At 61.2% G+C, this 14,445-nt stretch carries 11 protein-coding genes; 3 read left to right on the forward strand and 8 right to left on the reverse strand.

Annotated elements, in window-relative coordinates; all coding sequences use genetic code 11:
- Positions 1-164: 164 nt before the first annotated feature.
- On the reverse strand, positions 165-686 hold the full coding sequence (locus tag CH278_RS12825) for a hypothetical protein (protein ID WP_094622042.1): 522 nt from the start codon (positions 684-686) through the stop codon (positions 165-167).
- Between the two features lie 363 nt (positions 687-1,049).
- Between CH278_RS12825 and CH278_RS12830 the strand changes: the two genes are divergently transcribed.
- A complete protein-coding gene (locus tag CH278_RS12830) occupies positions 1,050-1,955 on the forward strand; it encodes a DUF3800 domain-containing protein (RefSeq protein WP_094622043.1) in 906 nt (301 codons plus the stop codon).
- Positions 1,956-3,268: 1,313 nt separating this feature from the next.
- Here the strand turns inward: CH278_RS12830 and CH278_RS12845 are convergent.
- The 5 genes from CH278_RS12845 to CH278_RS12865 all read right to left on the reverse strand — a co-directional run bounded on the left by CH278_RS12845 (position 3,269) and on the right by CH278_RS12865 (position 9,523).
- A complete protein-coding gene (locus tag CH278_RS12845; protein ID WP_094622046.1) occupies positions 3,269-4,081 on the reverse strand; it encodes an SDR family NAD(P)-dependent oxidoreductase in 813 nt (270 codons plus the stop codon).
- Positions 4,082-4,096: 15 nt separating this feature from the next.
- Entirely contained in the window at positions 4,097-5,650 is a 1,554-nt protein-coding gene (locus tag CH278_RS12850; RefSeq protein WP_094622047.1) for a class I adenylate-forming enzyme family protein, read from the reverse strand.
- A gap of 3 nt (positions 5,651-5,653) precedes the next feature.
- On the reverse strand, positions 5,654-6,886 hold the full coding sequence (locus tag CH278_RS12855) for a thiolase family protein (RefSeq protein ID WP_094622048.1): 1,233 nt from the start codon (positions 6,884-6,886) through the stop codon (positions 5,654-5,656).
- Between the two features lie 53 nt (positions 6,887-6,939).
- Entirely contained in the window at positions 6,940-8,205 is a 1,266-nt protein-coding gene (locus CH278_RS12860; protein ID WP_218828706.1) for an MFS transporter, read from the reverse strand.
- A gap of 184 nt (positions 8,206-8,389) precedes the next feature.
- On the reverse strand, positions 8,390-9,523 hold the full coding sequence (locus CH278_RS12865) for a PucR family transcriptional regulator (protein ID WP_179274559.1): 1,134 nt from the start codon (positions 9,521-9,523) through the stop codon (positions 8,390-8,392).
- A 137-nt stretch (positions 9,524-9,660) separates the two neighbouring features.
- Here CH278_RS12865 and CH278_RS12870 point away from each other — a divergent pair, with 137 nt between their 5' ends.
- A complete protein-coding gene (locus CH278_RS12870; protein ID WP_094622050.1) occupies positions 9,661-10,824 on the forward strand; it encodes a hypothetical protein in 1,164 nt (387 codons plus the stop codon).
- A 232-nt stretch (positions 10,825-11,056) separates the two neighbouring features.
- On the opposite strand, the gene CH278_RS12875 is transcribed toward CH278_RS12870, so the two are convergent.
- Positions 11,057-11,851: an aminoglycoside 6-adenylyltransferase gene (locus tag CH278_RS12875; protein WP_094622108.1), complete on the reverse strand. Its 795-nt coding sequence runs from the start codon at positions 11,849-11,851 to the stop codon at positions 11,057-11,059.
- 518 nt (positions 11,852-12,369) lie between these two features.
- Entirely contained in the window at positions 12,370-12,603 is a 234-nt protein-coding gene (locus CH278_RS12885; protein WP_094622052.1) for a helix-turn-helix domain-containing protein, read from the reverse strand.
- 165 nt (positions 12,604-12,768) lie between these two features.
- Here CH278_RS12885 and CH278_RS12890 point away from each other — a divergent pair, with 165 nt between their 5' ends.
- A complete protein-coding gene (locus CH278_RS12890; RefSeq protein ID WP_256991943.1) occupies positions 12,769-14,445 on the forward strand; it encodes a Mu transposase C-terminal domain-containing protein in 1,677 nt (558 codons plus the stop codon).

Genomic DNA, 14,445 nt, shown 5'->3' on the forward strand with positions numbered 1-14,445 from the left:
TCGAGCATGCTTTTAAGGACAGCCGTGGCTGCGACTATCGTTGAATTCGACCCATCTGTCGTATCGCGACGCAACCGCGGACGGCGAAACGCCCAGGGCCCGGCTCGGCGAAGAACAGTCGCGCACAGGCTTCGACCAAAGCGTTCTCGTAGGAACTCTCTGAGCTAGAAACCGATCGCGAACGGCGGAGGCCGCCCTGTTCCAAGATGGAATTCAGCAATCTCCGCGATCCAGTCATTCGAGACCATCCCGCCGTACGGTTTGGGAGCACGCTTCAACGGTTTTGGACGACTAACCGGCCGTGCCGGTACCGACCACTGTCCGTATCCGCCGGAGTTAGGACCGGTGGGTTCGCGTAGCCCGACGTAGACCTGCTCGACCGGAAAGACTGTCTCACCATTCCAGGTCTCACTCTTCCGCATGAGCTTCTGTTCGGTAGTCCACTCGACTGCGAAGCCGTCCACAGTTAGAGCTGTGCCCGTGTCATACCCCGTGTACCAGTCCTTATAGTCGGCCCCCAGGAACCACACGTCGTAGATGGGGTGGGCGATGTACTCATCAATCCCAGGCTCAGCATGGTGGCCACTGCTGAACACACCCGGTGCCTTTTTCCGGCGGCCGGCGCGGACTTGGCGCGAAAATTGGACGTCGTACAGTACGCCTGGTACGACGCCATTGCGCTGCATGACGCTATTGAAGTCCGCCCATCGCTCCAGAAAATCGGCAACATCCGGAGCTGTCGATGCAGGTGTCGCACGATCTCGCGCGCGTCGGGCTAGCTCATCATCAAGTCCCACATGCAGGTCCTACCACGCTTCTCGTGTCGGCACATAGACCGAAGGATGCAGTCATCTACTACCTGCCGTCGTAGAAAACTCAGGACAGGGTGTGCCAGGCGGCTAACACCAGGCAGAGGTGGCGGTTGCGACGGGCTGCTCTACGCATTATCCTCAGACGTAGTAGCTGGGGATGAAATAGTTCCCCGAGCGCTAATTCCGAAGATCCACGCCACTGTGCGTGGATTTTCGCGTTGTAGGCATAATCGTGCCATGTTGCTGGCCTACATCGACGAAATCGGCGAGACCGGGGCATTCGTCTCCAACAAGCACGCTCGCTACAAGACCAGCCCAGCCTTCGGCTATGCGGGCTTGATCCTTCCCGGCGATCAAGCCCGTAAGTTCGGTGCAGTATTCACCAGCGAGAAACGGGCACTGTTCAAAGCCGACATCGCAGCTGCCGAGCACCCCGGTAGATGGGAGCGTAAGGGATCCGAAATATTCCGTCCGGACACTTTCGCTAAGTATCCACAGCAGATGCGCGTGTTCAGCCACTTGGTGAGAAGCCTACGGGAACTCGGCGGGTCTCTCTTTTACTACGCCAACGAGAAACCACTGGGCACGCCTGGACAGACCGATCTCGACACCGACGCCCGCGAGACCGCAGCGATGCGAGAGACACTCAACCGCATTGCCCGGTACGCCGACAACAATCAATCCAATGTGATGGTCATGATCGATCAGATCAACGAGAAAACAAGAGCTGCAAGACTTCCGGCCATGTACGAACACATCCTGGGTCGCGCGGCAGACCACGTCGAAATGAAGCGGATAGTCGAGCCGCCCATGCACATCGACAGCGTTCTCAGTTCGAACATCCAATTCTCGGACTGGATCGCTGCATGCGTCACGCGAGCCATCGACTATCAACTCATCCAAGACTCCCGTTACAACTGGATCGCCGAGCCCCGAGCGCTACCAACGGTGAGAGGTGCCTTTACCCACGAATCCAAGCTGCATCTGTGGCAACGAGATGTAGGCGACCTCAATCATTCCGACATCTTCCGGCAGATCCGAACTGTGCATCCGAGTGCAACCGGACGTTTGCTCGGTGATCAGTTGCCAGCCGACCGGTTTCGGAGGATGAAGGCGGCCGCGGAGCGGGCCAAGATGACGTGAGGCAGAGCTTTCCATCCCGCAGCCGATGAGCATCGAGAGGCTGCGGACCAACGAGATGTGCTGACCGATGCCACCAACCCGTCCTCACGTCTCGGCAGAAATACCGGATCCTGAAATAAGGGGCGGCGCAGTTAGCGCCCATCAGTGAGTTCAAGAAATCGCTCGTACAACCATTCCGTTGTTGATAGCCAGATACACCCCCTGACGGTCTGCCTCATCGGCCCCTCAATTTTGTACGTTGGGGTAACCCATACGGTGAATTCATCGTTCGAACCGAGTTTGGTTCCTGAGGTCGCGCCGTTAGACCAGTCGTTTCGGGGGAGATCAACGACGGTCTTCGGTGGAGCAGCCAGATACAGATTTGCCGGCTCGGCAGACTGGCCTTCTCGCCGCCTTGTCCACGATAGAGCTCCCCGCTCAGAAAGAACCGGTACTTGCCCAATGACCCATTCGCCTCGATCGCCGTACTCATACCTATCGTCCCGGACCCAAGATGCACTCGCGTCTCCAAGAACCCACCCGCGACCGGCGATCGGCTTGGACTCCCAAACTGTTTTCTCGAAGTATGTAGTTCTTTTGAAGCTCCCCTGTTTGACGGGTTGGCGGACAGTTCGCTCCGTCGCGACACCGAGCGGTACTGAGGGGACACCACGTTCGCTCAGCATCCCGGCAAACTCGGCCAAGTCATCTTGAATCTGAGCGAGCCCTCTTGCCACGGTGCTGGCGAAGTGCGAGTCAGTGTCAGCGCTTTGGCTGGACAGGCGATCGAACTCATCGGCCAACCCCACAGCGATCCCCCTCGATTCGGTGACAGGCTGACATGCTCGCAGTTCGCCGCTTATTCGTCTATCTAGATGCTCGAGACTCTCATCGCGGAGGCCCGTTCGGTGGTGTGCCAGAAACGAACGTTTTTGGCACCCCCTTGATCCGCGAATCACCCGATGCCAGTTTCAAAAGTGGGCTGCACGGTTCGTTGGGGTTTCACCGTTGATTGCAATCGTCTTCTGACGTTCTGAGTGCAGAAGTTGAGTTCGCAATTGGTCACTCAGGCTTGGTGTTCGGAAGCCGCGTGTGGCCTGAGAGTCACACGGCTACGGCGCGATGACAGCGGCCGGCTGAACCAGTGGAACGCTGCGACGGAGGAAGTCGAGTTGGTCCTCGCCGACACCGTCCACAGGTGCGGAATCACCGCCTGAACTCCACGGATACAGAACATACGCGGGAGCGCACCCCGTGGGGACCTGCGAATCGACCCGGTGGTGGAGCTACTCAATACCTTCGAAGGATCGGGCGAAGACGGCCCCGCGACCGGATCAACTTGCTCGGCCCATTCCCAGCGTGATTCCGCCGTCGACGACCAATTCGGCACCGGTGATGTACTTGGCGCGGTCGCTGGCCAGAAAAAGTGCAGCGTGTGCGACATCCCACGCCTCTCCCATGCGTCCCATGGGCACCTGTCGGTCACGTTTGCTCCACATTTGTTCGATGTCGGCGCTGCTGTACGCGTCGGCGATTCCGGAGACGCTCTCGACCATCGGCGTCTTGATCAACCCGGGCAATACGGCATTGACTCGGACACCACGGTCGGCGAATTCGGCGGCCGTGGTGCGTGAGAGGTGGTTCAACGCGGCTTTGCTGGCGTAGTAGCCGGCATATGCGACACCGCTCCACCGGATGCTCGCCACCGAGGAGATGTTGACGATACTGCCACCGCCCTGCGTCACCATTGCTGGAATGACGTAGCGCATGGTGTTGAACGCGCCGTCGAGGTTGACCTTGAAAACGCGTTCCCAGTCTGCTGGTTCGACGTCGGTGACACCTCCGACGGCAGCAATCCCGACGTTGTTGTCGAGAATGTCGATGCGCCCGTACCGATCGACGATTGCGCGGACGGCATCGGCAACTTGGCTCTCGTCGGTGACGTCGAGAGTCAGGACGGAAGCCTTGTTACCTTCGTCTCGGATCATCTCCGCTGTCGTCGTGGCTGATTCGGTGTCGATGTCGGCGCAGATGACCGTGGCACCTTCGCGGGCGAAGGTGATGGCTGTGGCGCGGCCGTTCCCCAATCCTGTTCCGATGCATCCTGCTCCGGTGACGACGGCGATCTTGTTTTCCAGCTCGTTCATTGTCTTCCTTCTTGTTCAGATCGCGCGATCGGACGTGGTCCAAAATGTCTGCCGAACATCCTTTTTGAGCACCTTGCCGTTCACGCTGCGTGGCAGTCGGTCGACGAAGATGACCTGTTTGGGTGTGCGCACACCTCCCAACGTGGTCCGGCACAGGGCGATGATTTCGTCTTCGCTCACGTCGAGCCCGGGTTTGAGTTCGACGACTGCAGTGACGCGTTCGCCCCAGTCGTCGTCGGGGGCACCGACAACAGCGCAGTCCTCGACCGCCGGATGGCCCCATATCACCTGCTCGACCTGGCCGGGGTAGACGTTGAAGCCTCCGGTGATGATCATGTCCTTCTTGCGATCGGTCAGGTGGAGGTAGCCCTCGTCGTCGATGCGGCCGAGGTCTCCGGTGTGCAGCCACCCATCCCTGATCACGTCGGCAGTTTTGATCGGGTCCTTGTAATAGCCCTTCATCACGAGGTCGCCGCGCACACAGATCTCGCCGGTTTCATCGTGTGCGAGTCGCTGCCCGGTCTCGGGGTCCTTCACTACGACGTCAACCAACGGATAGGGCCTACCGCACGAGGACAACCGGTCGTCTGACGCGATGTGGCCGTCGACGATGTGTTCCTCGGGTCGAAGGAAACTGATGGCGGCAGGTGCTTCCATTTGGCCGTAGCACTCGATGAACACCGGCCCCAATCGCTGTATGCCCAGACGCAGTTTCTCGCTCGACATCGGAGCAGCGGCATACAGTAGATAGCGCAGAGTCGAGGTGTCGACCGTGCGAGTAGTCAGAACGTCGAGCAATCGGTAGACCACGGTCGGCGGTAGGAATATCTCGGTCACACCGTAGGTCTCGATCGCCGTCAGTATGAGATCCGGTGCAGCACGCTCGATGACGACGACCGTCCCACCCCGAGCGGAAGTCTGCAGAGTCAGAACCCCGGCGGTGTGAGTCATCGGGGCCGCCGCCAGGTTCACCACAGGCTCGTGTGCGTCGTAGCTCAACGCGAGCATCTGGTGGATCACCATCACCGAGAAACTTCGATGCGTGTTCATCACGCCTTTGGGTTCACCCGTGGTTCCTCCGGTCGGAGATACGGCGATGACATCGTCCATGCGGTAGTCGATGTCGGGTGCACTCGACGGGTGCTCCGCGATCCAACCGGCGAGGTCGTGAGCGCTTTCGTCCTCACCCAGCGCGATCAGGGTGATGCCGGTGCCGAGCTGTCGCAGATAATCCACCTGGACGCGGAGCGAAGGATCGTAGAACAAGACCTCGACATCGAAACGTCGTAGCAGTGTTGCTGTCTCGGCCACGGGATTCGCCGGATTGAGTGGGACCCACGCACCACCTGCTCGCCACACCCCGAGCACGCAGATCCATGCCAGCGGGGCGTTCGGCGAGAGCACCGCGACTGTGCTTTCGCGCCTTAACCCCATGTGCAACAGGGCATTGGCGATTCTGCAGGACATCTCGCCGGCGTCCTGGTATGTCCAGATCTCTGTGTCGGTTCGGTAGGCGATGGATTGTGGCCCAGCACGCCATCCGCGGTCGAAGAAGTCGATGATGGCCATCGGTTATGTCCCTTTCAAGATGATGACGGAGGTGACGGCTTCTTCTCCGCGGTGAAAGCCGCCGCCGTTCTCGGCCAGGGCGATTCGGGCACCGTCGACCTGTCGGGCGCCTGCGCGGCCACGAAGTTGGTCGGTGAGCTCGAAGACTTGTCCGAGTCCCGTGGCACCCAGGGGGTGACCTTTGGATTCGAGACCGCCGGAGGGGTTGATCGGGATGCGGCCGCCGATGCTGGTGTCGCCGCGTTCGGCTGCCGGTCCGCCCTCGCCGGGCGGGACCAACCCGAGCATTTCCGATTGCAGCACCTCGGCGAAGGCTGTCGCATCGTGCACCTCGGCTACGTCGACCTGGTCGGGTCCGATGCCGGCCTTGTCGTAGGCGCGTGCGGCGACGTGCTGTGCCAGGTGTCCGTCGAAGGTGGTGGTGTCTCGGTCCGTGCCCGTGCCGACGACAGTAGCCAGGATCTCGATGGGCTGATCGGCGTGCAGCCGTGCGAGTCCTGCGTCGCTGCACACGATGACCGCTGCGCCGCCGTCGGTGACCGGTGCGCACATCGGAACCGTCAAGGGATGTGACAGCCGCCGTGCGGCGAGAACGTCCTCGACAGTTAGCGCGCGACGGTAGTGCGCGCGGGTGTTCTCGACGGCGTGCGCGTGGTTCTTGGCGCTCACTGCCGCGATCTGTTGCGGTGTGGAGCCGTAGATGCGCATGTGGTTTCGCGCCATCGCGGCGTAGATGTCCATGAAGATCGACCGGTGCCCGAGGTCTGGTTCGTCGAGGTCACCGCCGAGCTCGGCGAGGGTCCGTTCGAGGGCAACACGATCGGTGATATCGAACCCGGCGTCGAACAGCGACATCGTCTTCTGCGGATCCCCGATGTGCATCTTCTCCGCGCCGACGGCCAAGGCCACATCCGCCTCGCCCGCACGGACGTGTGTCACTGCGAGATTGAATGCGGATGCACCGGTTGCACAGGCATTTTCGACATTGTGCACCGGGATTTTGCCGATGCCCATTCCCCGTAAAGCAATCTGCCCGGAAATGGTTTCTTGGCCTTCGAGAAATCCGTGGGCGGCGGTCGCATAGAACGCTGCGTCGATCATGCCGATATTCGCGGCGTCGCCGGCATCACGGATTGCCTGGCCGATTGCACACCGGGCGAGGTCGTAGTTGGAACTGTCAGGGTGTTTACCGAAGGGCGTCATTCCCACTCCGGCGATCCATACGCGTGAACTCATGTGGTTCTTTCGTGGTGTGCTTCGATTCGCCCGCGAGGGCGAACCGAAAACGGTTATCTGAGAGGTCTTCTGGCGGTTTCGGGAAGGAAAATGTAGACGGCTGTGCTCACGGCTGCGACCGCCGCGATGTACCAGCCGAAGCGCTCGGCGTGCCCGATCTCGACGAGCCACGTCGCGAGGTAAGGGCCGGTTCCACCGAATACCGCCACAGCCAGGGCATACGGGAAGCCGATGCCGGAACTCCGCAGTCGGGATGGAAAGAGTTCACTGACTATCGCGGCGCTGATACTGGCCCACGCGGCGATGAAAAGCAGGCCCGTGATCTGAACGAACAGCAAACTCCCCATGGTGGGTTGCAGGGACGACAGCAGTGGGATCGTCGCGATGGTGAAGAACAGCCCGAACGTGATGAGCAGGGGTTTGCGGCCGACGCGGTCCGACAACGCACCGAACAACGGCAACGCGAGCAGAAAGATCGTCAGGGAGATCACGCCGGTGATCAGGCCCTTCTTCACATCGAAGCCGACCGTGATGCTCGCGTAGGTCGGAAGGTAGGCGGTCCACACGTAGAAGACCAGAGCTGGCGCTGCGGTGAGGCCGAAGATCTGTAGCGCCGACTTGGGGTGCTCGCGGAAGAAGTCGAACATGCCGACGCGGGCGCTCTTGGGCTTGTCGATGACGTCCTCGTGCAGGGTCTCCTGGGCGTGCCGGCGCACCCACAGGCCGATCATGGCTGCAACCGATCCAAAGATGAACGGGATACGCCAACCCCAGGACGTCATGTTCTCCGCGGACAAGGTGGTGGCGAGCAGGGCGCTGAGGCCGATGGCGGTGAGGTTAGCCGTGGTCGCGCTGATGTAGAGAACGCTCGAGAACAGCCCGCGTCGACCGGGTGGAGCCGACTCGACGACGAAAGCCGAACCGGCCGCGTATTCGCCACCTGCGGACGCGCCCTGGATGATCCGGGCGATCAGCAAAATGATCGGTGCTGCGATACCGATCTGTTCGTAGGTCGGTACAGCGCCGATCATCAAAGAGCCGATGCCCATGCCGACGATCGTCCCGCTCAGCGCGCGTCGCCGGCCGAATCGATCCGCGAGAACACCGATGACGAGCCCGCCGACCGGCCGGGCGAAGAAGCCCACCGCAAAGATCGCCAGCGTCGACAACAGCGGGACGAGGCTGTCTTCGCTCGTCTTGGGAAAGAACTGACCCGCGAAGTAGATCGCCAGGATCGAGTAGATGTACCAGTCGAACCACTCCACAGCATTGCCGACCGACACCGCCACGAGCTGACGGGCCCGGTTCGGCGGCTTCACGAGGATAGTTCGGTTCGAGCTCAGTTGTTCTTCGGTCACAGTTGTCTCCGGTACGCGATGGCGGCCTCAACGGCCGCTGGTGGCGTCGAGCGGTGGTGCTGCACGACCCCTCAACTATGCGATCCAGATCACACCGAAACTACGGACAGGAATCCAAAGATTGGGTGGCACACTTCGTAGCTGGCTACGAAGTGGCGATGTCGACGGATCGGAGCGCCCACGACAGTTCGATGACCGTGTCGGTGTTCGACAGTGATCTGCCGGTGAGCTCTTCGAACCGCGCGAGGCGGTACCGCAGGGTGTTGACGTGCACATGCATCGCCTCGGCGGCACGAGGAATGCTGCGGTTGTGCTCGAGGTAGGCGTGTACCGCGGCTGCAATGGGTGACGCGGACCCGCGTGCACTCTCCAGCGGATCCAGGTACCTTCTACGGAGAAAGGCGGCCAGTCCAGGATCTGCCACCACCCCGAGTCGCCACCCGAGACTGTCGAGGCTGTGTACCCCCGCTTCGGTCGCTGCGGTGGCGTTCAGTACCCGTTCAGCGATAGCGAATCCCTCGTGGGCGTGAGCCGGTACGCTTTTCGGACCCACAGCGAGAAGAACGTTGTCGATCGGATCCGGCTCTCGAGACAGCAGCCCGACCAGCTGCTGCTCCTTGGGCACCATGACGCAGACCTGACCGCGACAGTGCTCTGCAACGACTCGCTGGAGTGTCGTCGAACCGGCACCATCCGTCCGGCGGGCGGCGAACGGGACATACAGTGCCTGATGGTCGAGGCCGAGTGCAGCCATGCCGCGGCCGAGGGCCTCGACTGCCATCGGCCCGGCCAGTATGGACCGCAGCACTTCGTCCCTCAGACGCTGCTCGGCCAGGTCTTTCGCCACACCGTATTGCCGGTAGCTCGATGCCGCTTGGGCCGAGAAGACATCGCCGAGTTTCCACAGTAATCGCGTCAACCGAACCAGTTCGGATCCGTCGATCTGCAGTTCTGCGGCCAGCTCCGCGAGACGATCTTGGATGCACGAGATCGACACCCGAAAACCGGCCATCACGTCTTCGATGGGGACTCCGGCCCGCAGCCTCTCCTTGATGGAGGTGTCGGCTTCCCAGATGTCTTTCATTTCGGGCACTGTGCCCTCTCGAAGCGTGCGTACCGCTCGGCGTAGATTGCGTTCAGCGGCACCGGCGATAGCAGCATCGGAGACTGCGGCATATGCAGCGATCTCCTCTCGGACGCGCGCCAATGTGGGGCCGACCACCTGCTCGTCGACCTCCAGAGCATTCAGTAGCGCTGACGTAGCGCAAGGCACGGTCATCTGTTCATGATGGCCGACGGCACGGACGAAGCGCAGTTCGCCCACACCCCACCCGATTGCTCCCCCGTCGTCGCACTTTCGTGAGGGCCGGCGGAGCATGGACCCCCACACACAACGCCGATTCAGAAGGACCGAGGATGAGTTCGAGCTACGCATGGCTGCCCGACCACCATCTGGCCGTGGCGGCGACGCTCGCGCACGCCGACGAGCTCATCGGAGAAGTCGCCAGCCTCCTCTTCGATTATCAGACGCAGCCGGAAGGAACCATCGAGCTGAGGGAGGTGCCGATGATCACGCACAGTCAGACTGTCGTGGTGAGCATCTCGCCGATGCCGCGCAAGGTCGTCCTCTTGGTCGCCGACGCCCTGGTCGTCCTGCGAAACGCGATCGAGCACACCTTGTTCGCCGAGGTCGAGTACCGCGATGGCGCACTCAACGAGAAGGCGGCCAAGGTCGTCGAGATGCCGGCGGCGCAGACCTACGTGGCATTCGACACATGGCTGAAGGGCCGCGTAAAGAACGGGCCTCCTTCTCTGCAACGGGGTAGTGAGTTGATCAAGCGCATCGAAAGGCTTCAACCCTTTCAGCGAACGATGAGCTCGCACGATCATCCGATGGCGCTGTTGACGTTGCACACGAACCACTCGAAGCACCGCGCGCCAGCGGTCACGGCCCTCCGCCTCGCAGCGATCCATCGCGAGGACCTTACGCCGCCGTCTTTGGCGGATGTCGAGCGTCGTCCGGAGGTGCCTTTGCAGGTAGGAGAGGTGATCGCAGAGACCCCTAGAGGTCAGCGCATCCCTGTCGCGCTTTTCCCGACCATCGGTATCAACCGGCCCGGTACCGGGCGCTGGCCGGTGCTGATGAAAGAGCTCGACGAACTCGCCACGTGGGTACGGACTCAGGCAGTGCCACGGCTGATCACCGGGACCGAACCGCCGGCACCACCGTTGCCTGCTCGGTACGAGATCTCGGTCGGACGTGTAGATGAGCGCAGCGCGTTGCCAAGCGGGGTGGCGACATCTGCAGCACAGTTGCATAGCGATCGCCTAGGGGCTGCGACTGCTCGGCTTGACATGGTCGAGACCATTGTTCGGATGGATGACGCCCCGAGCGCTGCACACGTCTCGGCATGGCTGGAGAGCCTGCCGGATCAAAAGCTTCTCGCTCGGATACGGGAGCTAAGAGCTCCGGCTACGAATGAACCGGAGATCATGCTGAGCAACTTCGCCGTGCTCGAGCGGATGCGTGACGATGCCCGACGGTTCTCGGGGCTACCGGTCGACGGGCATAGGAAATGAGGTTTGATTCGCGGGCCTCACCGCGCGTAACGGCCACAAGGGCTTCGGCAGCGCGATGCACACCGGCGCGGGAGGTGTTCTTCTGCAGCACCTGCTCGTCGTTGTGTTGGTTGTATGCCCAATTCTCCAATCGCGCTGGAGGGGGTGTTACCGCACTCCGCACGGCGACAGGATGAAACCTCCGAGTGGGGGCAGGATTCTGTGAACCCCACATTGGAAAACTGAACTTCAGCTAGAGGGAAATAGTCAGTATCCGGTTGATCTCCTCTCGTACGGCGGCATGATGGAAATCGCTCAGGTGATCTTGCGTCGCTACTCTGCTCGCAAGCTCGTGGAACAGCTCGACAGTTGTCAACAGTGCCTTGCCGCTGTCCCCACCGAACGTGGCCCAGCATCCGCCGAGGCGATCCTGTATGTCGCTGTCCATCCACTGACGCATTCTCGTGCCGAGGTAGCGCACATCTCGCTTCGTTCCGTAGCGAATGTTGTGATCCCATTCGATCATGCGCAGCAGCTCGGTTTTCAGATCTGCGTCCCTGGTCATCACTGACCACGGTTCATCTCGGACAATCGACTTGGCGGTCATCAGCGCCGCAGCCCAGGCCCAGTTGCAGCATTGATCGAACAAGCCCTGATCCGGAATCTCGGGCCGTCTCGAACGCAACGAAAAGCCCTCCGCTACTCCATCTTTGTCGAGGAGCACCGTGAACGGCCGATCGTATTCTCCGGACCTTTCACCCGCGCCTACGAGCGTGAAATCCAGCTTGCCCCCGACGTAGTAGATCAGTCGCGTTGGCTGATCGTCGCCGTCCTTTAAACGCTCGACAGCAAGCACCGTCCCCAGGCCCGACCACCAGGAATCGTCGACCTCGAGTGGGCTGGTGTCGCGAACGTGAAGTTCGATGTCCCGGTCGGAGAGCGGATGGTCGCTAGCAGTAGCGGCAGAGCCTGTCAGGACGACTGCCCGAACATTCGCATTGTGCGATGCCCACTGCAGTAGTGATCGAAGGGCGAGCTCGTAGTTCATGTCCACGATTTCATCAGGCGGTCATTTTGCAGAAGGGCGTCGGCACCCTTCACCGATTCCTCTTTCAGTAAGCGATCATTCGTCGCTCCTGGCACCTGAGCTTCTCTATTGCTTCCCTGCAGAGTGAGTCGCGTCGTCGATCTCACGTCACGTCACGTTGCGGGTGGGTCCTGTAGCGGCTTCCCAGGTTCCTGCCGAAACCTGTATGAGCTGTAGCTCTTTTGGGGGACCAGGCGGCGGCCGTCCTTCCGTTTCTCGAGAAGACCGACAATGGTGTCAGTATCGTCCGCACCGAGTCCCGCTGAAAGGCATTTGGATCGAAGAGCCTCCAAAGTCACCGGTGCCCACCGCTGTGGAACATTCATCATGTCCGCTTTGAGTTTGGCAACTTCGTTCCACTTCAACCCGGTGCTGTAGCCGGCAGCCCAGTGGGCGATGTGGTCGATGATTTCATTGATGTCGGGTGGCGGGCATAGCTCCAAGTATGAACAGACATACCGACACTAACTTGTACCGACTCAGATGGTTTTCGTCTCGGTCGAACGTTGAAGATGTCGATAGATCGTTGGTCGAGTAACTCCGAACTCGTCCGCGATTTGTGTGACGGTGTACGCACGCTTTCCGTCTGTGCCGACTTCGTCGTACATCGCGCGCGCCATCTGGACCTGTCTTGCACCGAGTTTCGGCTTTCTGCCACCGGTGCGTCCCCGAGCGCGGGCAGCGGTGAGGCCGTCGGCGGTCCGCTCCGACATCAAGGCGTGCTCGAATTCGGCAATCGCGCCGAGTATGTGTCAGTTTCAGAAGTGGGCGTCATAAATTCCTGGGGTTTCACCTCTGATTGCAGTCGTCTTCTGACATTCTGAGTGCAGGAGTGGGCTTCACAATCGGTCACCTGGGTTGGGTGTTCGGAGGCTGCGATGGATGCGGACAGGTTCGACGTCGTAGAGGCGGGTGTGCTGACCGCGTCGGCCGAGCAGTGGGAGCAGGCACGGTCGCGGTTTGCGGTGCTCAGCGGGCTGTTGGATCGAGGCTCGATCGGTGCCGCAGCGGTCGAGGATGCAGCAGAACAGTTGGGGGTCTCGGCCCGGCGTGTGTACGTGCTGTTGTCCCGGCTCCGGAATGGGGAAGGGGTGGTTACCGATCTGCTGGTCTCCGTGCCCGCAGGCGGACGTGGACGCTCCCGTGTGCCGGTCGAGGTGGAAGACGTGATCACCGAGCACATCAACCGTGAATTCCTGGCTCGCCAAAAGCTCAGTGTCGCTGCACTGCATCGGCGTATCGCGCTGGCCTGTCACCGCGCCGGACTCCCGATCCCAGCCCGCAACACAGTCAATGCCCGGATCGCAGCAATGCACCCAGGCCGTGTCGCACGCTCACGTGGCGGACCGGACGCCGCCAGGTCGCGGCAATCCGCGGGCGATGTCCCGCCGCCGGTGACGGCCGTTCTCCAGCAAGTCCAGATCGATCACACCGTGGTTGATCTGATGATCGTCGACGAATACGACCGGGCGCCGATCGGACGTCCTTACCTCACGATTGCCATCGATGTCTTCAGCCGCTGCGTACCAGGCTTCGTGGTGACACTCGATCCTCCGTCCGCAGTGTCGGTCGGGCTATGTCTGGGCCGGGTGTGCTCGGACAAAAGCGTATGGATCGACTCTCTGGGCCTCGGTGCGGATGTGCGATGGCCGATGGCCGGAAAGCCGCACCGCCTGTACGTCGACAACGCCTCCGAGTTCAAAAGCGAAGCGTTACAACGCGGTTGCGAGCAACACGGAATCGACCTCGGCTACCGCCCACCCGGCAGGCCGCATTACGGCGGGATCGTCGAACGCATCATCGGCACCGTCATGACTCAGGTTCACGAACTCCCCGGAACCACATTCTCGAACCCAACTCAGCGGGGCAGCTACGACTCGGATAGTAAGGCGGCGTTGACGTTACGAGAACTGGAACGCTGGCTGATCCTGGCGGTCGCGGCGTATCACGCAGAGGTGCACACCAGCCTGCGGCAGAGTCCGGCTGCACAGTGGACCAGCAGCACCGGCACCGCTTTGTCGACGTCGACGGTGGTGGACGAGACCACATTCCTGGTGGACTTCCTTCCCGTCATCCGCCGTCGCCTGACCCGGACGGGGTTCGTCATCGACCACATCCAGTACTTCTCGAACGCTCTGAAACCGTGGATCGCCCGACGAGAGACTTTGGGCCAGTTCGTGATCCGGCGGGATCCACGAGATCTGAGCAGGGTGTGGGTCCTGGACCCCGACAGCGGCGGCGGATACATCGAGGTGCCGTACCGGACGATGTCACATCCAGCGGTGACCTTGTGGGAGCATCGCGCAGCAGTGACACGACTGCGCGAACACGGCCGAGCGCATATCGACGAACACGCCTTGTTCTCGATGATCGACAAGATGCGAGAGATCGCTACATCGGCGCAGAAGGACACCAGACGGGCTCGACGTAACCGCAGTCGTCGTGCGCACCTGAGCAGCGTCGTGACATCACCGAACGCGATGGGCCCGCCCGAGCTCGGCCCAGGCACCGACGACGTGTCGGTTCCGATCTTCGACGACATCGAAGAATGGTGA

The organism is Rhodococcus sp. 05-2254-5 (genome assembly GCF_002258575.1).
GTDB lineage: Bacteria > Actinomycetota > Actinomycetes > Mycobacteriales > Mycobacteriaceae > Rhodococcoides > Rhodococcoides fascians.

Bases quoted from the DNA above. Each gene is read 5' to 3' on its own strand.
- CH278_RS12825 (WP_094622042.1), bottom strand. From the start codon at position 686: ATGCAGCGCAATGGCGTCGTACCAGGCGTACTGTACGACGTCCAATTT.
- CH278_RS12830 (WP_094622043.1), top strand. From the start codon at position 1,050: ATGTTGCTGGCCTACATCGACGAAATCGGCGAGACCGGGGCATTCGTC.
- CH278_RS12845 (WP_094622046.1), bottom strand. From the start codon at position 4,081: ATGAACGAGCTGGAAAACAAGATCGCCGTCGTCACCGGAGCAGGATGC.
- CH278_RS12850 (WP_094622047.1), bottom strand. From the start codon at position 5,650: ATGGCCATCATCGACTTCTTCGACCGCGGATGGCGTGCTGGGCCACAA.
- CH278_RS12855 (WP_094622048.1), bottom strand. From the start codon at position 6,886: ATGAGTTCACGCGTATGGATCGCCGGAGTGGGAATGACGCCCTTCGGT.
- CH278_RS12865 (WP_179274559.1), bottom strand. From the start codon at position 9,523: ATGACCGTGCCTTGCGCTACGTCAGCGCTACTGAATGCTCTGGAGGTC.
- CH278_RS12870 (WP_094622050.1), top strand. From the start codon at position 9,661: ATGAGTTCGAGCTACGCATGGCTGCCCGACCACCATCTGGCCGTGGCG.
- CH278_RS12875 (WP_094622108.1), bottom strand. From the start codon at position 11,851: ATGAACTACGAGCTCGCCCTTCGATCACTACTGCAGTGGGCATCGCAC.
- CH278_RS12885 (WP_094622052.1), bottom strand. From the start codon at position 12,603: ATGTCGGAGCGGACCGCCGACGGCCTCACCGCTGCCCGCGCTCGGGGA.
- CH278_RS12890 (WP_256991943.1), top strand. From the start codon at position 12,769: ATGGATGCGGACAGGTTCGACGTCGTAGAGGCGGGTGTGCTGACCGCG.